Origin of the sequence: Pseudoalteromonas sp. ASV78, from assembly GCF_047806705.1 — a bacterium.
Classification (GTDB): domain Bacteria; phylum Pseudomonadota; class Gammaproteobacteria; order Enterobacterales; family Alteromonadaceae; genus Pseudoalteromonas; species Pseudoalteromonas prydzensis_A.
The window spans coordinates 1476873-1502932 of record NZ_JBLOPA010000001.1; the positions used below are offsets into that span (position 1 = coordinate 1476873).

At 41.8% G+C, this 26060-nt stretch carries 23 protein-coding genes; 2 read left to right on the plus strand and 21 right to left on the minus strand.

Going from position 1 to position 26060, the window contains the following annotated elements; genetic code table 11:
• Positions 1–15 precede the first annotated feature (15 nt).
• The 10 genes from ACMVDV_RS06635 to ACMVDV_RS06680 all read right to left on the minus strand — a co-directional run bounded on the left by ACMVDV_RS06635 (position 16) and on the right by ACMVDV_RS06680 (position 12138).
• Complete coding sequence (locus ACMVDV_RS06635; RefSeq protein WP_416157600.1) at positions 16–1773, minus strand: DEAD/DEAH box helicase; 1758 nt, start codon at positions 1771–1773, stop codon at positions 16–18.
• Positions 1774–1847: 74 nt separating this feature from the next.
• The gene (locus tag ACMVDV_RS06640; protein ID WP_416157601.1) at positions 1848–2150 is read right to left on the minus strand and encodes an H-NS family nucleoid-associated regulatory protein; all 303 of its coding nucleotides are present in this window, start codon (positions 2148–2150) and stop codon (positions 1848–1850) included.
• A 271-nt stretch (positions 2151–2421) separates the two neighbouring features.
• A complete protein-coding gene (locus tag ACMVDV_RS06645) occupies positions 2422–3192 on the minus strand; it encodes a hypothetical protein (RefSeq protein ID WP_416157602.1) in 771 nt (256 codons plus the stop codon).
• Positions 3193–3443: 251 nt separating this feature from the next.
• Complete coding sequence (locus tag ACMVDV_RS06650; RefSeq protein ID WP_416157603.1) at positions 3444–3998, minus strand: DUF1439 domain-containing protein; 555 nt, start codon at positions 3996–3998, stop codon at positions 3444–3446.
• Positions 3999–4095: 97 nt separating this feature from the next.
• Positions 4096–6780 carry a DUF349 domain-containing protein gene (locus ACMVDV_RS06655; protein ID WP_416157604.1) on the minus strand — a complete coding sequence of 895 codons (2685 nt, stop codon included), beginning with the start codon at positions 6778–6780 and terminating at the stop codon, positions 4096–4098.
• Complete coding sequence (locus ACMVDV_RS06660) at positions 6770–7051, minus strand: YeaC family protein (protein WP_304184232.1); 282 nt, start codon at positions 7049–7051, stop codon at positions 6770–6772. The genes ACMVDV_RS06655 and ACMVDV_RS06660 overlap by 11 nt, the downstream gene beginning before the upstream one ends.
• A 1-nt stretch (position 7052) precedes the next feature.
• On the minus strand, positions 7053–7379 hold the full coding sequence (locus ACMVDV_RS06665) for a hypothetical protein (RefSeq protein WP_304184271.1): 327 nt from the start codon (positions 7377–7379) through the stop codon (positions 7053–7055).
• Positions 7380–7522: 143 nt separating this feature from the next.
• Positions 7523–9034 carry an alanine/glycine:cation symporter family protein gene (locus ACMVDV_RS06670; protein ID WP_416157605.1) on the minus strand — a complete coding sequence of 504 codons (1512 nt, stop codon included), beginning with the start codon at positions 9032–9034 and terminating at the stop codon, positions 7523–7525.
• 320 nt (positions 9035–9354) lie between these two features.
• A complete protein-coding gene (locus tag ACMVDV_RS06675) occupies positions 9355–10485 on the minus strand; it encodes a M14-type cytosolic carboxypeptidase (protein WP_416157606.1) in 1131 nt (376 codons plus the stop codon).
• Positions 10486–10695: 210 nt separating this feature from the next.
• A complete protein-coding gene (locus tag ACMVDV_RS06680; protein WP_304184238.1) occupies positions 10696–12138 on the minus strand; it encodes a glyceraldehyde-3-phosphate dehydrogenase in 1443 nt (480 codons plus the stop codon).
• A 176-nt stretch (positions 12139–12314) separates the two neighbouring features.
• Here ACMVDV_RS06680 and ACMVDV_RS06685 point away from each other — a divergent pair, with 176 nt between their 5' ends.
• Positions 12315–13115, plus strand: coding sequence for a DUF2989 domain-containing protein (locus ACMVDV_RS06685; protein WP_304184239.1), 801 nt, complete (start codon positions 12315–12317; stop codon positions 13113–13115).
• 69 nt (positions 13116–13184) lie between these two features.
• On the opposite strand, the gene ihfA is transcribed toward ACMVDV_RS06685, so the two are convergent.
• From ihfA to ACMVDV_RS06710, 5 genes are all read right to left on the minus strand, one after another.
• A complete protein-coding gene (gene ihfA / locus ACMVDV_RS06690; RefSeq protein WP_016707763.1) occupies positions 13185–13478 on the minus strand; it encodes an integration host factor subunit alpha in 294 nt (97 codons plus the stop codon).
• A gap of 2 nt (positions 13479–13480) precedes the next feature.
• Positions 13481–15868, minus strand: a complete 2388-nt coding sequence (gene pheT / locus ACMVDV_RS06695; protein WP_416157607.1) for a phenylalanine--tRNA ligase subunit beta — start codon at positions 15866–15868, stop codon at positions 13481–13483.
• Positions 15869–15883: 15 nt separating this feature from the next.
• Positions 15884–16864 (minus strand): phenylalanine--tRNA ligase subunit alpha, encoded by a 981-nt coding sequence (gene pheS / locus ACMVDV_RS06700; RefSeq protein ID WP_416157608.1) that lies wholly within the window; start codon positions 16862–16864, stop codon positions 15884–15886.
• Between the two features lie 155 nt (positions 16865–17019).
• A complete protein-coding gene (gene hda, locus ACMVDV_RS06705) occupies positions 17020–17730 on the minus strand; it encodes a DnaA inactivator Hda (protein WP_416159063.1) in 711 nt (236 codons plus the stop codon).
• A complete protein-coding gene (locus tag ACMVDV_RS06710; protein ID WP_416157609.1) occupies positions 17730–18785 on the minus strand; it encodes a DUF2066 domain-containing protein in 1056 nt (351 codons plus the stop codon). Before ACMVDV_RS06710 ends, hda begins: the two co-directional genes overlap by 1 nt.
• Before the next feature lie 289 nt (positions 18786–19074).
• Between ACMVDV_RS06710 and ACMVDV_RS06715 the strand changes: the two genes are divergently transcribed.
• Positions 19075–19692: a LysE family translocator gene (locus ACMVDV_RS06715; protein WP_416157610.1), complete on the plus strand. Its 618-nt coding sequence runs from the start codon at positions 19075–19077 to the stop codon at positions 19690–19692.
• Positions 19693–19784: 92 nt separating this feature from the next.
• Here ACMVDV_RS06715 and ACMVDV_RS06720 read toward each other — a convergent pair whose 3' ends face one another.
• The 6 genes from ACMVDV_RS06720 to ACMVDV_RS06745 form a co-directional block, all read right to left on the minus strand.
• On the minus strand, positions 19785–21686 hold the full coding sequence (locus ACMVDV_RS06720; protein WP_416157611.1) for an MFS transporter: 1902 nt from the start codon (positions 21684–21686) through the stop codon (positions 19785–19787).
• 170 nt (positions 21687–21856) lie between these two features.
• On the minus strand, positions 21857–22465 hold the full coding sequence (recR, locus tag ACMVDV_RS06725) for a recombination mediator RecR (RefSeq protein ID WP_304184247.1): 609 nt from the start codon (positions 22463–22465) through the stop codon (positions 21857–21859).
• 8 nt (positions 22466–22473) lie between these two features.
• Positions 22474–22800 carry a YbaB/EbfC family nucleoid-associated protein gene (locus ACMVDV_RS06730; RefSeq protein WP_304184249.1) on the minus strand — a complete coding sequence of 109 codons (327 nt, stop codon included), beginning with the start codon at positions 22798–22800 and terminating at the stop codon, positions 22474–22476.
• 55 nt (positions 22801–22855) lie between these two features.
• A complete protein-coding gene (dnaX, locus tag ACMVDV_RS06735) occupies positions 22856–25210 on the minus strand; it encodes a DNA polymerase III subunit gamma/tau (protein ID WP_416157612.1) in 2355 nt (784 codons plus the stop codon).
• A gap of 3 nt (positions 25211–25213) precedes the next feature.
• Positions 25214–25759, minus strand: coding sequence for an adenine phosphoribosyltransferase (gene apt, locus ACMVDV_RS06740; RefSeq protein ID WP_304184253.1), 546 nt, complete (start codon positions 25757–25759; stop codon positions 25214–25216).
• Positions 25760–25886: 127 nt separating this feature from the next.
• Positions 25887–26009: a hypothetical protein gene (locus ACMVDV_RS06745; RefSeq protein ID WP_416157613.1), complete on the minus strand. Its 123-nt coding sequence runs from the start codon at positions 26007–26009 to the stop codon at positions 25887–25889.
• Positions 26010–26060: the final 51 nt, after the last annotated feature.

Sequence of the window (26060 nt, forward strand, 5' to 3'; positions counted from 1 at the left end):
AATCAGTTAAGTTTATTAACCACTTAACTGATTTGCCTTTCTAAAATTTCCTTGGTAATCAAATAGTTTATCCGCAACCTTCCAGCCATATTTTTTACTCTTTCTGGCAATCACAAAATCCGGTGCTACCAGCTGTAATTGTTTAGCAATGACTTGCTGCGCCGATTTAAACTCTGTCGGTGCAAGACCTTGCGCAGTACGCTTAGCAAATTGTTTATTAAACGCATAACGCGCCGCTGATTTTGAAAAGTCATATACTTCATCACAACTGGCACCATCTTCATCATAATAGGTGATCTTTATTATCTGCTCATTACTTGCAAGGCTTTCAACACTTAAACCACTACAACGCAGCACTAATGCATCTTTTAAGTTAAGTGCCGCCCGTAATTTATCATCCGGATCAGCCATTACTGCATGGCAAGCTTGGCACATACGCGCAGCAATATCATTTTCTGCGCCGCACGCTTCACATTCTTTAAAACGAAATCGGTAGTCGCATTGCTCTTTTAAGCCGTCATCATCTTCAAGCAAACCTTGACAGCGACGGCCAAAATGTTCGACGACTTTACCTTGGCTATCGGTTTTTCCCCAAAAAATATTGGCAAAACCACAGCCAGGGCACTGTACTTGTACTGGCTCGTTATCACTGTCGCCCTTTTTACTGCCTACCTCTGGGTAAAATAAATCAAAACCATTCCCAGCATAATCAATGACTAAACATTCCGTTTTCCCTTCACTTAAACGCAAACCACGACCGACAATTTGTTGATATAGACTAACCGACTCGGTCGGCCGTAATATAGCAATAAAATCCACATGCGGGGCATCAAAACCGGTAGTCAATACTGATACATTAACAAGATATTTTATCCGCCGCTGCTTAAACGCCAGAATGATCTGGTCACGTTCAGCGTTAGGTGTATCACCCGTGATCAAAGCCGCTTGTTGATCGGGCAAATAGCCATAAACTTCTTTTGCATGCAACACGGTGGCTGCAAAAATCATGATCCCTTTACGTTGCTCACTGTACTCAATGACTTGCTTCATAATAGCTTTGGTAGCACGACTATTTTTTGCTAGTAATTGATTCATATCATCACCCGTATAGCGTCCGAATGAATCACTTTGTAAAGACGAAAAGTCATAGTGGCTAATTGCAGCATCGATTTCCCGTGGCGGTGTTAGATACTGATGTTTAATCATATAGCGCAGTGGTAGTTCAAAAATGCACTCTTGGAATGGGCTGATCTTATCACCTCGAACAAAACCATGGTAATGACGATAATACACCCAGCCGATCCCCATACGATAAGGTGTGGCAGTTAACCCCAACACTTTTAACTGCGGGTTATGTGCTTTTAATGCCAAAATCACTTTGTCGTATTGACTATCTTTATCACCACTGACACGGTGACATTCATCAATGATCACTAACGAATAGTGCTGATCAAGTTGCTCAATATTTCGTGACAACGATTGGATACTGGCAAAGGTGACCTGATGCGCTAACGACTTTTGTTTTAAACCCGCAGAAAAAATACTCGCTTCAAGACCAAAGCTCTTATATTTTTCGGCGTTTTGTTCAACCAGCTCTTTAACGTGGGCAAGTACTAAAATTTTTTGTCTGGCAATGCGCGCCAACTCAGCAATAACTAAACTTTTCCCAGCACCGGTAGGTAATACGATTAAGGCAGGCTCTGAGGTTTTACGAAAATAAGCAACGGTGCGATCAACCGCTTCTTGTTGATAAGGCCGTAATACATACGTCATGGTGGCAACTTAAAGGAGCAATAACAATGAGGAGTAATTTTCAGCAAAGTAAGGGGCTCGCGGCCCCTCTGCTATTAAGCTAGATGTTTGGTTAGTTCAACACCTTGGAATGCTTTAGGACGTTTACCACGGCCAGTCCATTCAACAGTTTCACCTTCAAATTCGATACGGTATTTTGGCATTACTTTAGTGCGCTTATCATTTGCCCCCTCTTGAAGATCTTCAAGGGTTAAGCCTTTTGCTTTCAATAAATCAAGGACTTCCTGTTTCGCTTGTTGTTGCTCTGTATATTTTGCGATAGCGTCAGCTAATAAAGTTTGTGCCTTTTCTAAGTCAGCAAGACTCGCTGATTTGATAAACGCTTTAATTTCTTTCATTTTCTACTCACTAAATTGTAAATTGTTAAAATTAGATAAGATCCGACTAAATTATAAGCCTATTTTTTTAAATAGGCCAAGCTGATTAATCACTTTAAATAAATTAAATTAAATCGTCACCTATTAATTCACATTAATACTGCTATTGATTAAAAATTGCTAACTTAATACTCAAGCACCACCCTTATTACATTTAGTGGCTATTTTATAGTGGAGTGCTTACCCCTTGTTTACCTTATACAGATAAAAAATAAAACACTTTATACTATTTTTATATCGCAGTTATTAACGCATTAAATTGTTTAACTAAACTTATTTCATTAATATTTTTTGCAAGCTTAATACTATAAGATTGTTTTTTATCAGCCCAACTCAAATTTGTATAGACCTTATTGTTATCATCCTTTAATACCAGCAGGATACCTGGGTGGTTATTGACATAATAATTAACCGCATCCGCATCAAGGTATACGCCACTGCTTTGACTAAAACTAAACACTTTTATAATCACAGTACCAAAGGTATCATTTTTGACAACCTGAGTTAACTGATCCCAACCGCTACCGGCAATAAAATTTCCGCCAACGGTTTTACTCATAACAGTAAATTCTTGTTGCACCAATATATTATCTAAAGCGACTGTGTCACCTGCAAATTGCTGCGACAAATTAGTTTGGTCTGCGATTGATAGCGCAGCCATAATTTCAGGTTTTAAGCTAAGCAGAAATAGTTCATGGCCATATTTGTGCTCTGCAATCAGTTTTGCAATATCTTTGATCTGAGATGTGTCTACTAACGCAAAACCATTGGTTTTAGTCTCTACAGCAAGCCGCACATAGCCGGTATCTTGAGCTGCATTAATGTTATCATGTTCGTGCAGAGCAATTGGTGTTTCTGTAAAAGAGAACACCTGAGCGCCCTGCTGTTGCGTTGGATGTTCAGCAAGAAAAGGATTAGCATTTAAATCGGGCTCATTAGCAAAAGCTACAACCGAGAATACAGCAGTCATAGTTACACTGAATATCACGTTACATTTTTTCATAATAGGCTCTTTATCCATAAAGAAGGCAATTAAGGGTGATCAACTAACAATTAGTATAGTCGATTAAATACACAATTTGTACCTATATAATAAATTTATTCTTTTAATTTACATTACCCTGCTCGGTTATAAACAGCAGCCCTTATAGCGCGCGCCTCCCCTTATAAATTAAGCAGTAGCATTTAATAATAACCTTATAGATACAAAAAAGCCCTGTACAAACAGGGCTTTTTGTATCTGAATAATATAGTTTAAATACTAGGAACTAATTTAATTGCGCCCTGCTCTACTTTCATATCTAAAGGCAGCTTGCTTAATAATGCGACTTTAGGGTCATTCATATTTAGTTTATAGACCGGATTTACAGCTAAAAACCCGTTAATAACTTTCATTGCTTCATCATCAAGAACCGCTAAATTGCCCTTAAAGCCACCAGCGTCAATGGTTGAGTCAAGCAATTTTACATTGCGTAAAAATACTGCTTTCTTCTCACTATCATAAAAAGGGGCACCTTCTATTTGCAACTTTAAGCGCACCGGATATTTAAGCGCAAAGGCATTTATAACGGCGCTTGAATCTGCGCCAAGCACCACAACATCTCGATTATCAGGGCCTACATTCACGCTTAAATCATTCACATCAAATTGCACGGGTAAGCCCATCAAACTCACTTTTTCACTGAGCTTTGGCAATTGTTGGTTAAGCGCTGTTTCAATCTCACTGCTAGTAAATGAATAAACAGCAACACCGTTAGTGGTATTACACGCTGAAAGTAATAAACAGCCAATTAATAAAATATACTTCATTATTTTTCCTTTACTATAATATTATCGTCAATAACTAAATAAAAATAAAAGCCGCACAATGGCGGCTTTTCTGCAATGGATAGCGCCCTGGTATTGTTTAAATGCTAAATACCGCTTTTAAACGAGTTAGTGTGTCAGCATCAACTGAACCTTGACTGAGTGCCAGCAGCTGTTTTAAGTAATAATGTAAGTCTGCTTGTTCACCGCGATGTTTATCATCAAGCATCGCAACTTGCTCTGCCATACGTGAAATACCTTCGGGGCTGCTAACATTAGCAAGAATTTCCATTCTTACTAATAGCTGTGCAACACTTAGCTGCGTATCAACACTACTTTGCCACTGTGCTGGAATTGCTTGTTGGCTTTGCAGCGCACTAAACAAAGCCGCGAAATCGGCTTGTGCCGCTTGCTCTGTAACAGCAGCTAGTTTATCGTCAATATTAGCCAATAACTTTTGCATACGATTATTTAGTTCTTTGCTACCGTCAAGAGCAACCACCTTAGTGCGTAAATCCAGTAATTGTGCTTTTTGATTCACTGCTGGTAACGCATCTTCAAGCTCAATTAACTGGCTTGTTATTACGGCGTTGTCGGCTGCTTGTTGCTGTTTATGCTGAGCAAACTCTTCGCTGCGTTTAGCAAAGGTGACATCGTTAAATTGACGGAATTTTTGCCATAATGCATTTTCAGCTTTCACGCCAGCAAAGCCAATACCCTGCCACTGCTGCTGTAATTCTTTTAGCTGCTGACATGCGCCCGCTAAGTCATCACTTTGCGCTAGCTGTTGCGCTTGCTCTACAAGTGCATTTTTTGCTGCTGCATTACCTTTGTGAAAGGTATTTAAGGTATTGAATACTTGCTGCTGCTGTGCTTTATATTGCGTTTGTAATATACGATATACTTTAGGCTCTACATTACCGGCATTACGCCAAGCTTTATTGATGCGGTTGTATTGGCTTTCAAACTCTTTCCAATCAAACTCATCGCTCGTCGTTTCACTAGTGGCCAATAACTTCATTTCACCAATAATAGCGTCGCGCTCAAGTTTCATCGTTTCGCGTTGTTGTTCAAGCTCAGCAAAATGTTCACGACAAGGGGCAAATAATAATTCTATCTTGTCATCAAACTCTTTTCCTTGCGCCTGCTCTTGCTCGGTATCTAAACGGCCGAGCTCATTCCAACGACGACGTAATGTTTTCACTTCATTTGCACGCTGCTTGGCATCTGTGCAAGGTTGTGCAAGTAACGCGGTGATCTCCGTTAGTAATTCTTCACGTTTAGGCGCAGACGCATATTTTTGCCAATCACGGGCATTATCTAACTGCTGCTCAAGATCTGCTTTCACCTTTTCAAGGCTTTGCTGACTATTCGCTGTTAAGGTGTCATACAACTCAATAAAGCCTTTAAAAACACCAAACGCAACATTAAAACGCCCTTGTTCAATTAAGCGCTGTACATCACGTCCTTTACGAGCAGCAAGTTGCTGGTTTTTAGTTAATTTATCACTGATAGGCGCAACAGCCGTATGCCAACGTTGCTGCTGCTGTGCAAGTTGGGTTTTAAATGACCCTTGTAAAGGCTTAGGTAACTGAGCTAGAGATGCATTCGCCGCTTTATATGTCTGCTTAAAATGACGATTCGCGTCATCGTAATTTGCTTGTTCAATAGCATCGGTACTTATGTTAGTCAGTTCAGCTAATGCCGCCTTGAATGCACTGATCGTTTCACTAAGTTCTGGTAATTTAGCTACTTGCTTAAACAAACTCGTTAATCGCGTGGTGATTTGAAGTTTTTGTGCGCTGTCTGACAGTTCACTTTGCGCCAAACTATCTTGTGCTTGCGCCACTTTCGCTTCTAACCAATCTTGCTGTATTTGTTCTGGTGTTTCTAAACCCAGTTGTAGTGCATTTTCAATTTCATCGCTGAGAGCTTCTAAATTTGCCAGTGCTAACAGTTGCCGCTGCTGTAACGCCAAACGTTGCTGTTGCTGATCATGCGCAGCTTGTAGTTGACTTACTAACTCATTTAGCTTGTCGGTCAGTAGTGTGTATTTAGTTGCAACTGTGTCACGTTGCTCTGAGCTTAACCAACTAAGTTCTAGCGCTTGCCATTGCTGAGTTAACTCACCGTATTGTTGAGTCACTACTGCAAAGTCTTGCTTCTCACGTAATGCATTAAGTTTTGCCAAAATAACACGGCTTTCACTTTGTACTTTTAATGGCATTTCAACGGCTAAACGCTCATTTTCTAAATGCGTTTGCAGGGCTAATTTTGCGTCCCCTTGCGCATGCTTTACTAAATTCTTCACTAATTGATGAGTGATCACTTGTTCCACAAGATACACTTGTAGTTCACTTGAGCCTTCTTTAAACGCTTTTTCAACCAGCTTTGGATTGGCTAAACGTTTTAATAACTTCGCTCTTACTTGTAGTTCTTTTTCTGCAAACGCCAATTTTTCGAGAGTTTTAACAGGAGCAAAACGCTCTATATATTCATTTTTAATTTGACTCGACAGCTTACTTTCATCATTCAGTACAGCATTCGATATATGCTGCTCGGCTAATTCTTTTAAGCTTTGATCTTGTTTATATGCCTGCCACCACAACACTAAATCATTTACTTTAGTCAGTGCTTTTTTACGAATTTCTGCTGAACTATCTTCAAGTGCTAATGCATTTAAAATAGTCGCATCACGCTCTACATCGAGCTTTTCAATTGCCTCTAAACGTACTTGTTGTTTTGGGTGCTTCCACTTTGGGGTAAAAAGGTGTTTAAAGATCATGTTCACTAAACCTTGCTATTTCGTTTTCTGCGGTGAATTCTTTTTGCAATTGTGCTTTGGTTTTTTGCACCATTTCACCATTAGAACCAATGGTAAATTGCTCATTTGTTTGCGCAACTTTAGCTTGATAAAGCATCACTAATTGCACTGTCTGCTGTTTTTGCTCAGAACTTAGCACAGTGCCATCAGGCCATTTTCCTGTTGCCGCACCATACTGTAAGCGTTCGAATAATTCTGGGGTAATTGTTTTTACAAGATTGTCGATGTTCATGTCATTTTTTCTTTTTCAGCATCACTAAAATAACGCGATTAATTAAATACCAAATACAACCGATAGCAATGGCTGCTGCGCATGCGTACCACGTTGGCGTTTCGGGTTCTGGTTGCAAAAAGTACAAGCTAAAGAATCCACCTAAAAATATGAGCAGCGCAAAAAAAGAATGATTCATAAACATTTGTTGTTTTTGAATACGTTTTTCGCGTGCTAGCTGTTGACGTTGCTCGTCATCAAGCTGCGCTACATTATTATCACAGTGTGGGCACTGTTTATGTTTATCGGATATTGACTTATTACAACTAGGACAACTAACAATCGCCATATCTTTCTCCATACTTCGCATAAAAATCTACGCATAAAAAAGGCGCCTTGCGGCGCCCTTTATTGTACGTGTTTTATTTGTCGTTGTCTTTTTTCAATTGCACCCAATCGGTGTGAATCAAAAAACAGCTTTGATCACACTGTTTAGTCTTTAGACTCAGTATCTTTAGCTTGTTTTGCAAGACGTTTTTCCCAGAAAGTAGCATTTTTGATGCCTAACTTAACCGGATCAAATGTAATTGGGCCGCCATTTTTCTTTTGGTCTTCATAGTCGCGCAAGCATAACAGTGCAGGCCTTGCGACAAAAAATATCGCCAAAATACCCAAAATATTGATCCACGCCATCAAACCTACGCCAATATCACCAATACTCCAGATATAACCAGAGCTGTTAACCATGCCATACGACACCATAAACATAATCACTAACTTCACAACGACCAGTGGGATGCTGCCTTTAAAATAACGATTTAAATAGGCAACGTTGGTTTCTGCAATATAGTAATAAGCAAGTATTGTAGTAAACGCGAAGAAAAATAATGCGATCCCGACAAATGCTTCGCCAAAACCACCAAACACGCTAAATAATGCCATTTGCGTAAAGGCAGCTGAGCCAACCTCAGTTGCAGCATCAACGTTTTGCACAATAAATTGGCCCGCAGGTAATTCACCCACGACATTGTATTGCTGAGTGATTAAAATCATTAGCGCAGTCGCAGTACAGACAAAAATAGTATCAACATACACAGAAAAGGCTTGCACTAAACCTTGTTGAGCTGGGTGATCAACTTCGGCTGCTGCCGCTGCATGCGGTCCAGTACCTTGACCCGCTTCGTTAGAATAAATACCGCGTTTTACACCCCAACCAATAGCTGCACCAAAGCCCGCCTGAGCGGTAAAAGCATCCGTTATGATTAACGAAAAAATATCCGGCACCTTATCAAGATTTAAAAACACCACGATTAAAGCCAGTACAATGTAGCCTAACGCCATAAATGGCACCACAATCTGGGTAAAATTGGCAATACGTTTAATACCGCCGAAGATAATGAACGCTAATACAATCAGAATAATGGCCAATGCAACCAGTTTAAAACTGCCTACATCACCAAAACTGGTTGTTACCATAATGCCATCGCCAAAAACTTGCGTAAAAGCGTTACCAACAGCATTCGCTTGCACGCCGGGTAAGAACACCCCACAGGCGATGATTGCCGACACTGCAAATAAAATCGCCAGCCATTTTTGTTCTAAACAACGGTCAAAATAATAAGCTGGGCCACCACGATATTGGCCGTCTTCTTCGGTTTTATAAATTTGCCCGAGTGTTGATTCTGCATACGCGGTACTGGCACCTAAAAAAGCCACCACCCACATCCAAAAAATAGCCCCTGGGCCACCAAAACCAATGGCTGCTGCTACCCCCGCAATATTACCTACGCCGACTCGCCCAGATAATGAAACAGCGAGTGCCTGAAAAGACGAAATACCGGTATCTGAAGTATTCGGACTAAATAGGAGTTTACACATTTCTTTGAAATGTCTAATTTGCGCGAAACGGGTTAATACGGAATAAAACAGACCTGCGCCTAGACATAAGAAAATGAGTGCATTACTCCAAACTATGTCATTAACGCTGCTTACAAAAGCTTCCATGGATATCCTCACTAGTTATATTTATTATTTATAGTTACGGTACTGTGCTTGAGCGACTCAGAATGCGCGACTGATTGCTGAAAAGTAATCTGTCATTGGTATAAGACACAACGCCTACTTCTCTTTTCAATTTGTTGAATATTAACTTAAATCACCCATCCTTGTTAACAGTTAATTATCAAAAGAGCTAATTAGACTGCGCTAACACAGATGTAAAGCGATTAGGCGAACATCTAATCGTCATTAGTGTGTTCGAAAGATCACGCCATAAAATACTTAAACAAAGTAAAAAGGGCATCATTAAATGATGCCCTTTTCTATTAACGCAGCTTGTCAACAACATTGACGATGGCTGCCAATGTATCTTGACCAAATTGATACGAGCGGCGATCTGACCAGCCATAATCTGGATCAGGTAAGCCATCGTTATCTTTAAATGGCATTTCAACCGTATAAGCCAGTGCCTTAAATTCTTCTGCAACAGCAGATGAAGCAACGGTTAGATTGGCTTGACCTGGCTCATCTTTCGGGTAACCGTGGACATCTTGAAACTCTGGCGTCACTATGTGTAATGCGGCTTTAAAACTGTCTTCCAAGTCTTTTAGGCGCGCATCGTAACTTGGAATACCTTCACTGCCGGCAACAAAGTTATAGGGGATCGCTTCATCCCCGTGGATATCTAAGTGCATATCAACACCGGTTTCACGCATCTTATTGAGTACTAAATACACTTCAGGACTATTTTCCATGCTCGGGGTTTGCCATTCACGGTTTAAATTCACGCCTTTTGCGTTAGTACGTAAGTGACCACGTGCGCTACCGTCAGGGTTCATATTTGGTACTATGTAGAAAACCGCTTTTGATAACAATGCCGCGGCATGCGGATCTTCGTCATCTAATAACTTATGCAATACACCTTCAACAAACCACTCAGCCATCGTCTCGCCTGGATGCTGACGCGCAGTGATCCAAATTGTCTTTTTATTCTCGTCGCTTTCGCCACCAATGCGCAATACGCTCATATCACGGCCATCAAGCGTTTCGCCTAAGGTTTCAAGCTGACAGGCTTCTTGGCTTTGTGCCCACGTAATAAGATCTAAATGACGCTCGTAGCTATATGGGGCAAAGTAAGCAAAATAAACAGTGCCACATTCTGGTTCAATCTCAAATGATAAGCTGCCATCAGCATAGTTTGAAGGAACCCTAAACCAGGTTTGCCGATCATACGATGCAACCGCTTGATAACCTTCCCAGCCATCTGGGTACGCTGAATTCTCAAGATTATTGATATGTAATTTATGGCTTTGAAAAGGCGTTGTTTCTAAACGGAAATGGAACCACTGGAAAAAATCAGATAAATGATCTTTATTGATCTCAAGTTGAATATCGAGTGGATCGGTCGCGGCAATGACCTTGATATTGCCACTGTCAAAATTACTGGTGATTTTCATTTTATTAAACCTATTATATGAAAAATTAATCACTAACCTATCGCTTGTTAGTTAGAAATTAAGCAACGCCCTAATGTAATGGACGCATTGTTATTAAAATGTAGCAAACTAGAGACAGCCTACCACATGGCTTGGGTTTTGAAAAAACATTCACGACTAAAAAAGCCAGCGAATGCTGGCTTTTTGTAAAGATTTTTAAGCTATTGCCTATTAACGCGGCAAGCTTGGGAATGAAACCTCAGCCATATCGCGCATACAACGCACAACTTGGCAGCTGTAACCAAATTCATTATCGTACCAAACGTACAGTACAATACGGTTGTCATCAACGATTGTTGCTGTTGAATCAACCACGCCCGCATAACGACTGCCCACTAAATCTGTAGATACAATTTCAGTCGAAGCCGTGTAATCAATCTGGTCGCGTAACTCTGAATGCAGAGCAGCATGGCGTAAGAACGAGTTTAGTTCTTCAACCGTAGTGCTGGTAGCAAGGTTCAGGTTTAAAATAGCCAAAGACACATTAGGGGTAGGAACACGGATTGCGTTACCGGTTAATTTGCCTTCAAGCTCTGGTAATGCTTTTGACACGGCTTTCGCTGCGCCAGTCTCAGTGATCACCATATTAAGCGCTGCAGCGCGACCACGACGATCCGCTTTGTGGTAGTTATCAATCAAGTTTTGGTCATTCGTGTACGAGTGCACTGTTTCGACGTGACCATTGTTAATACCAAACTTATCATTCAGTGCTTTTAATGTTGGTGTGATTGCGTTGGTGGTACAGCTTGCTGCACAGACAATTTTATCTTCAGGCAGAATATCTTGGTTATTAACACCATATACGATGTTTTTGATATTACCTTTGGCCGGTGCTGTTAATAATACTTTAGCAGCGCCTTTTGATTTTAAATGCAAACCAAGGCCAGCTTCGTCTTTCCAGATCCCAGTGTTATCAACGATAAGTGCATTGTCGATCCCATAAGAGGTGTAATCGATTTCATCTGGTGAATTAGCATAGATAACTTGGATGTAGCTACCGTTTGCTTTAATAGCATTACGTTCTTTATCAATGGTAATAGAGCCATTGAATGGGCCGTGAATTGAATCACGACGTAATAAACTCGCACGCTTTTCAAGGTCGCCATCTTTACCACCACGCACCACAATGGCACGTAAGCGTAAGTCAGCATAAGGACCTGATTTTTCAATTAACAAACGCGCTAATAAACGGCCAATACGACCAAAACCGTAGAGCACCACATCGCGTGGCTCTTTGGCTTGTGAGTTGACAATTTCAGCTAGCTCGTCGTTTAAATACTGTTCGATAGAACGACCATTTGCAGCATCGTTAAATAAATAACCATAGGCAAGTTTACCTATATCAATACGTGCAGAGTTTAAATCCATTTTGCTGATCGCTTCTAAAAATGGGAAGCTTTCGCGTAAACGTAATTTAGTGCCTTCAAATTGTGCCACTGTTTTGTGAGATTTAATGATATCAATTGTACTGGCATTAACGAGAGGACGGCCATATACAGCGATTTCAATACCGCGATTACGATATAGCTTACCAATGATAGGTTGCATGCTTTCAGCGTAATCTTGGCGTTCTTGCCAACTATTTGTGTATTCTAACTCGTGAGATGAGGTCATTTTATTTACCTAATTAAACAATTTTTGAACGGATAGCCTTAAGACATATTGTGTTTTGAGAGCAATACGCCTCAGTGGGCAGCGCTATTCTAATTTAAACTAACTTTATTCTCCACTGTTAGAGAGCAATTCATTAAGCTAGAATAATAAAGAAATTATTAAAATGGGGTTAAAGGATGTTGCTAAGAGCAAGTGTTTTACTGAGTTTGTTGGCGTTGACTGGATGTGAAGAGCCTTTAACACTTTCCAAGGTGTGTGAAGATACACCGGGGTTATGTAATGATTTAAATAAAGACAGTCACTGTAAAGCACTGCGTGCCGAGGTGATCATGGCCCGTTACCATGAATACAAGCACCCTACTGATGACAATAAATACTTACTATTAAAAGATTTTGAAAAATACGGTCAATGCGTCTCGCTGGCAGCAAAAATTGAGCATATAAAATTAAAAGAAAAAACCACCTCCCGCGTGGAAGCTCATTTAACCAGTATCAAAGAAATGACGCGACTTTATCAAGATACCCAAAATACCAATCACCCAGGCTTATTGTATTATCAATGGTCACGCAATAATAACCAATCGGCACTGACTAAATTACTAGCCCTTGAAAACGATCCTAGCGTGACTGAAGACGCTGAAATCCAGTTTTTCTTAGCCAGTTACTATATTAAGTTTGATGAAGAGAAAACCATTGATTTACTGTATAAAACCTTAGAGCTAAATAAAGCAGATCAAATCCCAAATCCTGAAATTTACACCACCTTGATCAGTTTATTTTATAAACATGAAAAATATAAGCACGCCTATACGTTTGCTAAAGTCGCACAACTTTCTGGGATAACCAATGTTGAAATATTCCCGATTGAACAGCAGCTCACAGCCGCAGGGAAAAGTTTAAACGGATTAGATACCCTCGCACAGCAAACCTATGACAGTATTCAATCAGGACAGTTTGTCTCGCCAAGAGAATTTTAGGTTAACAGCCATTACTGATAAATTTGCGCGGTAGCAAAGAAAAAGGCAGCTTACGCTGCCTTTTTTAATTTATTTGCTCGTGCCAACTTCAACACGAGTTTTGAGCTTTTGACCCGGTCTAAAGGTCACAACGCGTCGCGCCGAAATAGGAATGTCTTCCCCTGTTTTCGGGTTACGGCCAGGCCTTTCTTTCTTGTCACGAAGATCAAAGTTACCAAATCCAGAGAGCTTAACCTGCTCGCCTTTTTCAAGCGCTGAGCGGATTTCTTCAAAAAACGCTTCAACTAAATCTTTGGCATCCTTTTTATTGATCCCCAATTTTTCAAATAGGTGTTCAGCTATGTCGGCTTTAGTAAGCGCCATATCTAGTCCCTCAACGATGCATTAAACTGTTCGGCCAGTGCGGCCACCACGTTATCAACTACTAGATTGATATCTTTCTCTTCGAGCGTTCTATCAACCGCTTGCAGTGTTAGAGCAATCGCCAAACTCTTATAATTTGGCTCAATACCTTTGCCCTTATACACATCGAATAAGTTTAGGTCAACCAATTGATTTCCGCCAACTTTTTCTATCACTGATAAAATGTCGCCAGATTTCACCTGATCTGCCACTAAAATAGCGATGTCACGGCGGTTTGAAGGGAACTTCGAAACCCCAACTGCCTCTGGTAAATTTCTTTTTTCAATAGCAGACATTTCAATTTCAAATACATAAGTCGCATTATTGATATCTAACGATTTTTGTACTTGCGGGTGCAATGCACCAAAGAAGCCCACCTTTTTCCCTGCAACATAAATCACTGCAGATTGACCAGGATGTAAACCATCTGATTGTTCTGCTTTGATCTCAAAACGCGTTATATCATTGGTTAATGCAAGTAATGCTTCAACGTCGCCTTTTAAGTCATAAAAATCAACAGCGCGCTTTTCTTCAAGCCAATGTTCACCATGGGCAAGACCAGTAATAGCACCACCGATAACCGCAACTTGATTCACGCCATTTTCTGCATGTTCATCAGGTAGAAATTTAAGGCCATGCTCAAATAAACGAATACGTGGTTGCTGACGGTTTTGGTTATACATTACTGACGCAAGTAGCCCTGGCATCAAACTGACACGCATTGCCGACATTTCAATTGAAATTGGGTGTGGCAAAATAAGCGCATCGCTATCTGGGTGTAAAATAGTCTGTGCTTTAGGGTCAACAAAGCTGTAAGTGATCGCTTCTTGATAACCACGAGTCACTAACGTATTGCGAAATTTATTCACTGCAATATTGGCTTCGTTATGGGTGGTCATTTTTAATTTAGCGGTTGGTGCTACGTTTGGAATACTGTTGTAACCATATACGCGAGCAACTTCTTCAATTAAATCTTCTTCGATGCGAATATCAAAACGGTAGCTTGGTACATCTGCACTCCACACACCATCGACAATTTTCACATCAAGCCCTAAACGGGTGAGAATGTCGGTTACTTTCGCATCATCAATATGATGACCAATAACACGGTCTAAACGCGCACGACGAAGACGTACTTCAGTGACCTTAGGCAGCTTATCTTTTGCAACTGCTTCAACTACAGGGCCAGCTTGACCGCCTACAATCTCAAGCAATAAGGCGGTTGCCCGTTCCATTGCATCATGTTGCAGTGCAAAATCCACACCGCGTTCATAACGATGCGATGCATCAGTGTGTAAGCCGTAGCTGCGAGCTTGACCTGCGATAGCAACTGGATTGAAAAACGCACTTTCTAAGAGAATATCCGTTGTTTGCTCGGTAACGCCTGATTGCTCACCGCCAAAAATACCAGCAATCGCCAATGCTTTGTTGTGATCCGCAATAACCAACGTTGATTCATTTAATTTTGCAGTATTGCCATCAAGTAATACCAGCTCTTCACCGGCATCGGCACTACGAACTTTAATGCCGCCTTCAATGGCACTTAAATCAAATGCATGCATTGGGTGGCCAAGTTCAAGTAATACGTAGTTAGTTACATCGACCACAGGATCAATAGAGCGTACGCCACTACGACGAAGTTTTTCAACCATCCACAGCGGCGTTTCTGCGTCTAGGTTAATGCCTTTGATCACCCGACCTAAGTAACGCGGACAGGCGTCTTCATTTACCAGTTCAATCGATACTTTGTCATCAATTGTTGGCGTAACCGCAGGAATGTCTAGTGCTTTAACATCAATACTGTTAAGTACGCCCACTTCACGGGCAATCCCTTTAATACCAAGGCAATCGCCACGGTTCGGGGTTAAATCAACGTCAATGATGTTGTCATCAAGGCTTAAGTACTCACGTAAGTCGGTGCCCACCGGTGCATCGAGTGGCAACTCCATGATACCGTCGCCTTCTTCGCTAATGCCCAGCTCTACGAACGCACACAGCATACCGTGAGACGGTTGACCACGCAGTTTGGCTTTTTTAATTTTAAAATCGCCCGGCAATACTGCACCTACGGTTGCAACGGCCACTTTAATACCTTGACGACAGTTTGGCGCACCACAGACGATATCTAGCAGTTCATCACCACCAACATTTATTTTGGTTACCCGCAGCTTATCTGCATCAGGGTGTTGACCACATTCAACCACTTCACCAACAACAACGCCTGAAAATTTTGCCGCAGCAGGCTCCACACCATCTACTTCAAGGCCAGCCATCGATAACTGTTCCGCAAGAGCCTGCGTGTCAATTGCAGGGTTAACCCACTCTCTTAACCACTTTTCACTAAATTTCATGTTATTTCTTCACTCTTAACGGAACTGATTAAGGAATTTTAAATCGTTTTCAAAAAACGCACGTAAGTCATTTACACCATAACGCAGCATGGTTAAACGCTCTACCCCCATACCAAAGGCAAAACCGGTGTACTTTTCAGGGTCGATACCTACTGACTTAAGCACATTCGGGTGCACCATTCCGCAGCCTAATACTTCTAACCATTTTCCGTCTTTGCCCATTACGTCCACTTCCGCAGAAGGCTCTGTGAATGGGAAGAATGAAGGACGGAAACGAATTTCCATGTCTTCTTCAAAAAAGTTATGTAAGAAATCGTGCAAAATACCTTTCAGCTCGGTGAAGCTTACATCGGTATCAACCATTAACCCTTCCACCTGATGAAACATCGGCGTATGCGTTTGGTCGTAATCGTTACGGTATACACGCCCTGGCGAAATAATGCGCAGTGGTGGTTGCTCAGTTTCCATGGTGCGAATTTGCACACCGCTGGTTTGCGTGCGTAAAACCAGTTTTGGATTAAAATAAAAGGTATCGTGATCAGCACGCGCTGGGTGATGTTCAGGAATATTTAGCGCGTCGAAGTTATGAAAGTCATCTTCTACTTCAGGGCCAGATTTAACAGCAAAACCTAATTCACCAAAAAAGCTTTCAATACGTTCGATTGTACGTGTTACCGGATGCAAACCACCCGTTGGCATAACACGACCAGGCAGAGTTACATCAATGGTCTCAGCCGCAAGTTTTTCTTCAAGCGCTTTGCTTGCCAGTAACTCACGCTTTTCATTAATTGCAGCTTGCACATCTTGCTTAGCTTGGTTAATCACTTGGCCGGCTTCTTTGCGTTCTTCAGGGGCAATTTTACCAAGGGTTTTTAATAGGTTAGTGATTTCGCCTTTTTTACCAAGGTAGTTAACCCTGATATCTTCAAGCTGCGCGATTTCACTGGCACTGGCGACCGCCTCAAGTGCTTGCGCTAATATATTTTCTAAGTTCATTCGATACCTGATCTGTCACAGAGGTGATTGCTTTTAAGTAATAGCTAATGATAACTGAAAGCACAGGCTAGATTCTAGACTTTATACCAATCTTATTGAATTCTTTCCCATTCTGATCCAGCAAAATGGGAAGTTAAACGATTTTGCATAGAAAACTAAAGTTTTAGAGTGGATTTTATAAAGGGAATAGTCAATTTACGCTGTGCAGCCATCGATGCATGATCGAGTTTATCAAGCACATCAAGTAGCGCACGCATATCACGGCTTAAGCGGGTTAATAAAAACCGCGCACATTCATCGCTTAATTCAAGGCCACGCATATTGGCACGTTTTACTAAAGCTTCGGCTTTGTCATCATCACTCATGGAACGAATTTGAAATGTAGTGCCCCATTTTAACCGTGATTCAAGATCTGGCAGGCTAATATTTAGCATGTCAGGGAGTAAATCAGCAGTAACGACTAAGCACTTACCCGGTTCATTGAAACGATTAAAAAAATTAAATAACGCTTTTTCCCAAGCATCGTTACCAGCCACTAAGTGCACGTCATCAATACATAATACATCAAGCGTATCTAAGCCATCGAGTACCATAGGACCAAAATCAATCACTTCACGCATAGACAGCAACATAGTCGATAAACCATGCTCTTGGGCATGAATACAGGTTGCATACAGTAAATGTGACTTACCCGAATCCCCTAACCCACATAAATAAGTATATTGAAATGTGGTCGCTAAACTTTCAAATGCATTTTTTAAATGGCTCACTTCCAGTGAGTTTTCGCCACCAAAATAAGAGGCAAAGGTCTCATCATCCGGTAATGTTACCGGCAATGCCATTTGCACCGGCTCCATTGTCTGCATTAAAGACCAACCCACTGATACTCTAAGTCGTTTTGCGCTGCCACAGGATAAAAAGCACGCGGGTCAACAAAGGGCTTAAACGCACGGTCCAGCTCTAACGCTTTTTGTAAATCATGCATACTGCCGGTGTGATTTAAAGCAAAACTAACCATCTCTGCTGTACGCGAAATAATGGTCACTTGGGTAACGACACTTAAACTTTGCAACTGACGCTTTGCCAATTCAATATCAACAAAGTTATTGGTGCCTTTTAATTTAAACACCGCTTGGGCAAGCTGCGTTGTAGAATTTGGGTCAACCGCATATTCATTGGCCAAACCTGCCGCTAAGCTATCAATCATTAAAGCGATTGCTTGTTGTTTATCACCGGTTACTCGGTTTGCTTCAAACAGCTCGTCGTTAGTGAAACGCCAATCAAGTAACCATACCTCGCTGTTTGGCTGTTTATATAATCGTGCAGTAATACTACGCTCGGCGCTGTAACGGCTAGACGCCAGCTCTACCGGCTCTGAAAAATTACCCCACACTTCAGGAATGCCCACCAATGCGCGGTCTTGTAAATCAAGTAATGGCACCACCACTGGCAAACCACGCCGCGCTGCGGTGCTGTAAATTAGTTGCTCTAACTGCGGATAGCTTTCTTGGGTTACCAGTTCACGACGCCAGTTATCTTCAATAGCTAGCCAAATTGCGACGAGTGGCCGACGTGTTCCCCACAGTGGCAAGTTAAGTTCTTTGATCAGCGCATTGATCTTGTTTGCCTCAAATTTCACCACGAGATTAAGTTGACCATCTGCTTTTTCGTCGTATTCAAATTTGAGCATGTATTCTGAAATATCTTTACTGCGTTGCTGAGCGGTTGGATTTTTATCCGCATTCGGATCGCCACTGACTTTGACCAGTACGTTAAGTAACGCTTCACGGCTGGCGCTGAGTCGAGCATCGCGGGATTTGTCAGACACTTTTAAGACATCTTGATATAGATCAGTCACTTCAACTGCTGTTGCAGTGAAACTTAGGAACATGGAGGCAATAACAATAAGTAATCTAGGCACAGGACATTAGTTCTTGGTTTTAAACTGATTTGATCCTAATTCAAAGCACTCAACAAAGCAAAAATATATTTGTTAAAACCCACTTACAAATAAGTGTTGGTGATCAAGGTAGAAAAGTTCACTGCTGCATCCCTGTAGGGATCGCAATTAGCTTACGGATAAGTAATCGGAGCTTTATCGCGGCTGCTAACAATCTCATGATTGCGCTTAACCATCCCAAATTAGTTTCTAACCCTTTCCAAAACCATTACTATTGCGCGCTCTATAAATATAAATAACGGATATTGACATGCTCGACCTAGCTGTACTGGGAGTATTTATACCGACCTTCTTTTTTGTCTCAATTACACCGGGTATGTGTATGACTTTAGCCATGACGCTCGGGATGAGTATTGGTGTACGCAGAACCATGTGGATGATGATCGGTGAGTTACTCGGCGTTGCTATTGTGGCTGTTGCAGCCGTCGCAGGTGTAGCCAGTATTATGCTTAATTATCCAATGGTTTTTAATGCCTTAAAATGGCTCGGCGCAGGCTATTTAATCTATATAGGGGTGATGATGTGGCGGGCAAAAGCAACCATCAAATTAGGCGCAGACAGTAAATTAAAAGTCTCTCGCCAAGCATTATTCTCACAAGGGTTTATCACCGCGATTGCCAATCCTAAAGGCTGGGCGTTTATGATTTCCCTGCTCCCGCCATTTATTAATATTGACTCTGCCATAGCCCCACAATTAAGCATGTTAGTCGCCATTATTATGCTCAGTGAGTTCACTTGTATGATGCTCTATGCCACTGGCGGCAAAAGTTTACGATTATTTTTAAATCAAGGTGATAACATAAAATGGATGAACCGCATTGCCGGCAGTTTAATGATCGCGGTTGGTGTGTGGCTAGCTGCTAGTTAGTGGCCAACTAAGCACAAGACTAACGCGCAATATTCACCACTGAATGTTGCGCGCTAAATTTATATCTTTGCTATATCAGCGTTTAATCGCTATTAAACGGCACCTTTATCGTACTGCTCTTGTAAGGCAACCACTCGCTCACGTAATTCATCTGCAGTTACGCCATTGGCAGCAATAGGCTCGCCAACGGTCACAGCCACCAGCGACCATTTCAGTCGTGGTAGTCGCCATTTTGCTTTACGACTAAACATGCTGCCCCATAACCCGCCTAAATGCACCGGAATAACAGGCACCGGTGAACGTTGTATAATACGTTCAATACCACGGCGGAAAATAGCAATCGAACCACCGCCAGTTAGCCTCCCTTCAGGGAAAATCCCCACTAACTCACCGTTAGCTAATGCTTTTGCAACCTCATCAAATGCTTGTTGAAACGCCTGCGGATTAGATTTTTCACTGTCAATGGGAATCGCTTTGGCCATTTTAAATAGCCAATGCAGTGCCGGAGAATAGTAAATAGGAGCAAACACCATAAACCGGATAGGCCTTGGTGACGCCGCTAAAATAAACATCCAATCAACAAAGCTAACGTGATTGCTGACCAGCACAGCAGCGCCTTCACTGGGAATATTATGCTCCCCTTTAGTACGCACTCGATACATGCAAATGGTCAACAAGTAGATAACAAAGCGTAAGAAGAACTCTGGCACTTTGGTATAAATATACACTGAGATCAGTAAATTTAATCCTGCCAGTAACAAGAATAACTGTGGGATCGACCATGCAAATATAGATAGCATGACAATACTTAATACCGCACTGGCGACCATAAACAACGCATTTAACACATTATTAGCGGCGATGATCCGTGAGCGGCTTGATTCGACGGTGCGTTGTTGGATCAAAGCGTACAACGGCACAGTATAAAAACCAGACGCAATACCAATGCCGGCCATCCAGATAAAATGCCAATACATGTCACCGGTATGCAGTATTTGCTCAAGTGTAAATAATGCTTCGCTTGGTTGCTGGTAAAAGCTCATTGCAGGCTCTTGGCTCAGAAAATACAAAAATAATGTGATCAACAGCGCGCCAAACGGCACAATACCTAATTCTATCCGCGAGCGAGACAACTTTTCACACAACAGCGATCCTATCGCAATACTTAATGAAAACACCACCAAAGCGCTGGTGACGACCAGCTCATCGCCAACCATGACATATTTCACATAGTTTGGTAGCGCCGTTAAAATAATAGCGCCAATAAACCAAAACCAGCTGATGCCAAGTACGGACTTTCCGACTGATTCAGTCTGGGCATTGAGTGCTTTAAACAAACCTGCAGTCGATGAAAAAAGATTAAAGGTAAACACTAAATTAGCATCATTCGCCGCACTGTTCGGTATTGAGCGACTACTCAGATAGCCAATAACCGCCAAGCAAACAATTACTACACTAATAATCGTTGGCCCCAAGGTTTGAGTAATGTAATACGTACCAAACGTGGTGCCTAACAAAATGGCCACGAATGTCGCTGATTCAACAAGGCCATTAGCTTTGGTTAATTCATCGGCGGCAACATGCTGCGGTAAAATTGAATATTTTAGCGGGCCAAAAAAGGTACTTTGTAACCCTGTTAAAAATACCGTTGTTAACATCAGCCAAACAGAGTGCGTTGAAATGGCCGCAGCGCCCACTAGCATAATCGGAATTTCGGCAAGTTTTACGGTGCGGATTAATTTTGACTTTTCCTTTTTTTCAGCAATTTGTCCCGCCATTCCTGAAAATAAAAAGAACGGTAGAATAAATAAGCCTGCCGCTAAGTTAGCATAAAAAGCGCCATCTGCAACATTTGCAGTTTGAAAAATCAATAACAGTAGCACCGCTTGTTTATAAATATTATCGTTTAACGCAGAGAAAAACTGGGTGACAAAAAGCGGTAGAAAGCGTTTACTCTTTAGCAAAGCACGCTGAGGTTTTTTATTATCTTGCATTGTGATCCTTACAAATTAGCCTGACTGATGAAAAAGTGACTCCAGCCACTAAGAAATAGATTACCCAGTTAATGGAAAAATTACGATCAAACTTTTACCACCAAGCTATAAAAACAAAAACCTGCATAACGGGCGTTAATGCAGGTTTTAACTTAATGCACGTCTAATCGTTAATTTTGACTAACCACGCGTCGGCCACTAAATGCATGCATTAACGTCATACCGTCGAGCAAGTCAAGTTCGCCACCGACCGGAATACCATGAGCTATCCGCGATGCAGCAACCTTATAACGGTGACAAAGCTGGGCAATATAATGCGCTGTAGTTTCCCCTTCAACTGTCGGGTTGGTCGCTAATATAACCTCGTTTATCCCACCTTGCTGCAACTTACTTTCAAGAATATCAAGGCCAATTTCATTTGGACCAATGCCATCGATAGGTGACAAATGCCCCATCAGGACAAAGTACAAACCTTTATACTGGCCAGTTTGTTCAATCGCCAGTACATCGGTAGGTGATTCAACCACACACAAAATACCACTGTCTTGGCGTTTTGGACTTAAACATATTTCACATTGTGGCTGCTCTGCAAATGTACGGCAAGATTGGCAATGGCCAATTGCGGTCATCGCTTTGATAAGTGCATTACCAAGCTGAGCGCCACCTTTACGGTCACGTTCCAATAAATGAAACGCGATGCGCTGGGCTGACTTTGGACCTATACCGGGCTGACAGCGCAGTGCCTCTATCAACTGGTTTAAACTCTCTGAAAGTTGCATGTTTTATCTTAAAACGGCATTTTCATACCTGGTGGTAGTTGCATACCGCCAGTTACTTTACCCATACGCTCTTGTGTTTCTTCTGCTACACGACGTACTGCATCATTACAGGCAGCGGCAAGTAAGTCTTCAATAAGGTCTTTGTCGTCTTCCATTAAACTTTCGTCAAGTTCAACGCGGCGCACATTGTGGTTACCAAGCATAGTTACTTTAACTAAACCAGCACCGGCTTCGCCAACCACTTCTAAGTTAGCAATTTCGTCTTGGGCTTTTTGCATGCGCTCTTGCATTTGCTGCGCTTGCTTCATCATGTTACCCATTCCACCTTTAAACATAACTTTCTCTCTTTCTATTTCTAATTGCCATGAAGATAAGGGCTATTGCAGTGAATTACAATGCCTGAATACTGTTTTCGTCGATAATTGCTGAAAATAGCTGCTGTAATTGCACTATATTTTCATCGCCGTTGATCACATCAATTGCTTGCTGGTGACGCCCTGCATCTATTTTTTGCTGAATTAAATATGGCGAATCAATCACCCCTGCTGCAAAGTTAATCGTCAGCTCAACATTGTGTTCATAAATAGCAGCAAGAGCTGCGCTAAGCTTTTGCCTTAACATCGGGGTATCTAGATGTTTTTGCGATTCATCCACTTCTAAATGCAACTGTTGTTGCTGTTTAGAATAAATTGAATGCAAAGCAAATTGCCGCATCCGCCCGCCAAGCCCCATCCGCTTAATTAAATAGGCCCATTCATCTTGTTGATGCGCAAAACGAATATCGCTGATCGGGCTTTGAAAATCATCCGGTACTTGAATATTTATTTCAGGCTCAGGCTCTGCCTGCACTTTTTGTGGATTAATTTGCTCCAGTAATTCTGGGGCTAAATTTTCTACAATGGTCTGATGCTTCTCTTTAAAGTCAGGCTTTACCAGCTTAGTTGGCACGCTATTGTGCGTGTAGCTACTAACCTCTGACTGGCTAGCTGTCCCCGTTATCTGGGGCTGTGACTTTTTTACTGGTGTACTGCTCTCAACCTCAGCTGTTGTGCTTACTTGCGGCTGTGTTGATACTTTACCACCAGAAAGTGTGCCTGCACCGGAAATATTTCTATCCCGTAAAATACGGGCTATTGCAGACTGCGCTTGTGCTTCTTTTTGGCTAATATCCGTGGTCTCTGAATACTCTGGCAATGAATTGCTCTGTGATACAGCACTGTTTTGCGCAACGTCATGATGGCGTTCATGCACATATTGCTCAGCTTGATGAGTGTTGTCTGCATGAAAACCTTGCTCTACTGCGTTACTCATCACAGCGTCATACTGTGATGCTAATTGCTGCTCAAGTTCTGCATCTGAATCATGCGCTGGCTCATCATGCATATTGCTCGATTGTGGCGCAATTGCAGCCATGTGAGCTGGCTCACTGTTAACTGGATCGACTTGTTCTTGCGCCATTGCCTGGGGGCTGTCAGTATTCCCTACTGTTTCTTCTTCAGTGATCGTTGCTGGTGTAGTCGCTGGCAATGTGGCTTGGTTATCAATACGCGCTGATGCCACTGGCTTATTTTTATTAAGAATATCTCTGAGTGAGCCTGCACGAGCGCGTTTTTCATCAGCCGATGGTGCAGTCGAGGCTGCGCTGGCAAGGCTTTGGTTATCAATAGGTTGAAATGCCAATAAACGCAGCATGATCATTTCAAAACCTAAGCGAGGCTCAGGCGCCCATTGTAAATCTTTTTTACCATTGAGCAGCAATTGATAATAAATCTGCATTTGCTGTGAGTCGCAGCTGTGCGCCACTTCGCTGATAAATTCGCGGTTGTAATCATCCAACTTGGCAGCATCAGGTACCAATTGGGTTAATTGCGCTAAATGTGTCAGGCCGATAAGATCGTCTAACAAGGCAATATAATTTGGATTTTGAGTCGCAACCTGCTCAATTTGCGCCATCAATGCAGGGCCGTCTTGTGCTAATAATGCAACCAACAAGTGCTGACTATAATGGTTATCCATCAACCCTAGCATTGCTTGCACTGCTTGATGTTTAATATCGCCGTTAGTTTGTGCAATCGCTTGATCGGTTAAGCTCAATGCATCACGCATACTGCCATCAGCCGCTTTGGCGATAATTTGCAAGGCGTGGGTTTCAAAACTTAATTTTTCTTCGCCTAGTACATACTCAAGTTGCTGGAGTATTTCCGCTTGCGATAACGCATTAAGATTAAACTGCAAACAGCGCGATAAAATCGTCACCGGAAGTTTTTGCGGATCCGTCGTGGCGAGTAAAAACTTAACGTGTTCAGGTGGCTCTTCTAGGGTTTTTAATAATGCATTAAAACTGTGCTTTGAGAGCATGTGCACTTCATCAATAAGGTACACTTTATAGCGCCCACGAGTGGGTGCGTATTGTACGTTATCGAGGATTTCGCGGGTGTCTTCAACTTTCGTCCGTGATGCCGCATCAATTTCAAGCAAGTCAATATAGCGACCTGTTTCAATATCTACACAGCTACTACACTTGCCACAAGGTTGCGCCGATATACCTTCATCACAATTTAAGCTTTTTGCGAAAATTCGCGCGATGGTGGTTTTACCCACCCCGCGAGTCCCAGTGAACAAATAAGCGTGATGCAATCTATTTTGTGTTAAAGCATTAATAAGTGCTTGTTTCACATGAGATTGACCGACCAATTCATGAAAGGTCTGTGGACGCCACTTTCTCGCTAGGACTTGATAACTCATTAATTATTCGCCTTCGAATTCAACCAATTTTAGGATTTTAATCCCCATCTTCGCAATGCGTTGCTCGCCACCAAGTTCAGGCAACGATACGACAAATGCTGCATCTGTCGCATGACCACCTAATTTATTCACTAACTTAGCAGTCGCTTCAATCGTACCACCCGTCGCTAATAAGTCATCCACTAATAGCACTTTATCGCCTGGGACAATCGCATCGGTGTGTAATTCTAAAACATCTTCACCATATTCTAGCTGGTAATCTTGAGAGATCACTGCACGTGGTAACTTACCTGGTTTACGCACAGGAATAAACGGGATGCCAAGCGCATATGAAAGTGGCGCACCAAAGATAAAACCACGGGATTCAGTACCAATGATTTTAGTAAAGCCTTGATCTTTATAAGCGCTAATAAACGCATTGATCGTTGCTTGAAATGCAGCAGGATCAGCCATTAACGTTGTTACATCACGGAACATAATGCCCGCTTTTGGGTAGTTTGCAATGGTCGTAATGCTATCTTTGATGATAGATGGAGTTACTTGAGTCATAATTTAAATTATTTTATCTGTAATATTACAAAGCAGAGAAGTATAACATTACAAAAATCAGTTGTCGGCAGGAAGTTTAGAAAAAGATAAGGCTGCAAAGGCAGCCTCTAAATTTGCATGGTGCAAATTAAGATACAGTGGTGATCCAGCCTAGGATTGCATTTAAACAGCCAATTCCTACAAACACGGCTAAAAACGCAAAAAAATACATTGCATTAAATGGGTCTTTAAAATCTTTATCTTCAGACATGAAGTACTACCTTTTATTAAGCGCGACAAATTAAGGCGCACATAATAGACG

Bases quoted from the DNA above. Each gene is read 5' to 3' on its own strand.
- ACMVDV_RS06650 (WP_416157603.1), bottom strand. From the start codon at position 3,998: ATGAAGTATATTTTATTAATTGGCTGTTTATTACTTTCAGCGTGTAAT.
- ACMVDV_RS06675 (WP_416157606.1), bottom strand. From the start codon at position 10,485: ATGAAAATCACCAGTAATTTTGACAGTGGCAATATCAAGGTCATTGCC.
- ACMVDV_RS06645 (WP_416157602.1), bottom strand. From the start codon at position 3,192: ATGAAAAAATGTAACGTGATATTCAGTGTAACTATGACTGCTGTATTC.
- ihfA (WP_016707763.1), bottom strand. From the start codon at position 13,478: ATGGCGCTTACTAAAGCCGACATAGCTGAACACCTATTTGAAAAATTG.
- ACMVDV_RS06685 (WP_304184239.1), top strand. From the start codon at position 12,315: ATGTTGCTAAGAGCAAGTGTTTTACTGAGTTTGTTGGCGTTGACTGGA.
- pheT (WP_416157607.1), bottom strand. From the start codon at position 15,868: ATGAAATTTAGTGAAAAGTGGTTAAGAGAGTGGGTTAACCCTGCAATT.
- ACMVDV_RS06715 (WP_416157610.1), top strand. From the start codon at position 19,075: ATGCTCGACCTAGCTGTACTGGGAGTATTTATACCGACCTTCTTTTTT.
- ACMVDV_RS06655 (WP_416157604.1), bottom strand. From the start codon at position 6,780: ATGATCTTTAAACACCTTTTTACCCCAAAGTGGAAGCACCCAAAACAA.
- hda (WP_416159063.1), bottom strand. From the start codon at position 17,730: ATGCAGACAATGGAGCCGGTGCAAATGGCATTGCCGGTAACATTACCG.
- ACMVDV_RS06745 (WP_416157613.1), bottom strand. From the start codon at position 26,009: ATGTCTGAAGATAAAGATTTTAAAGACCCATTTAATGCAATGTATTTT.
- recR (WP_304184247.1), bottom strand. From the start codon at position 22,465: ATGCAACTTTCAGAGAGTTTAAACCAGTTGATAGAGGCACTGCGCTGT.
- ACMVDV_RS06640 (WP_416157601.1), bottom strand. From the start codon at position 2,150: ATGAAAGAAATTAAAGCGTTTATCAAATCAGCGAGTCTTGCTGACTTA.
- ACMVDV_RS06665 (WP_304184271.1), bottom strand. From the start codon at position 7,379: ATGGCGATTGTTAGTTGTCCTAGTTGTAATAAGTCAATATCCGATAAA.
- ACMVDV_RS06635 (WP_416157600.1), bottom strand. From the start codon at position 1,773: ATGACGTATGTATTACGGCCTTATCAACAAGAAGCGGTTGATCGCACC.
- ACMVDV_RS06720 (WP_416157611.1), bottom strand. From the start codon at position 21,686: ATGCAAGATAATAAAAAACCTCAGCGTGCTTTGCTAAAGAGTAAACGC.
- ACMVDV_RS06670 (WP_416157605.1), bottom strand. From the start codon at position 9,034: ATGGAAGCTTTTGTAAGCAGCGTTAATGACATAGTTTGGAGTAATGCA.
- ACMVDV_RS06660 (WP_304184232.1), bottom strand. From the start codon at position 7,051: ATGAACATCGACAATCTTGTAAAAACAATTACCCCAGAATTATTCGAA.
- ACMVDV_RS06730 (WP_304184249.1), bottom strand. From the start codon at position 22,800: ATGTTTAAAGGTGGAATGGGTAACATGATGAAGCAAGCGCAGCAAATG.
- ACMVDV_RS06680 (WP_304184238.1), bottom strand. From the start codon at position 12,138: ATGACCTCATCTCACGAGTTAGAATACACAAATAGTTGGCAAGAACGC.
- apt (WP_304184253.1), bottom strand. From the start codon at position 25,759: ATGACTCAAGTAACTCCATCTATCATCAAAGATAGCATTACGACCATT.
- dnaX (WP_416157612.1), bottom strand. From the start codon at position 25,210: ATGAGTTATCAAGTCCTAGCGAGAAAGTGGCGTCCACAGACCTTTCAT.
- pheS (WP_416157608.1), bottom strand. From the start codon at position 16,864: ATGAACTTAGAAAATATATTAGCGCAAGCACTTGAGGCGGTCGCCAGT.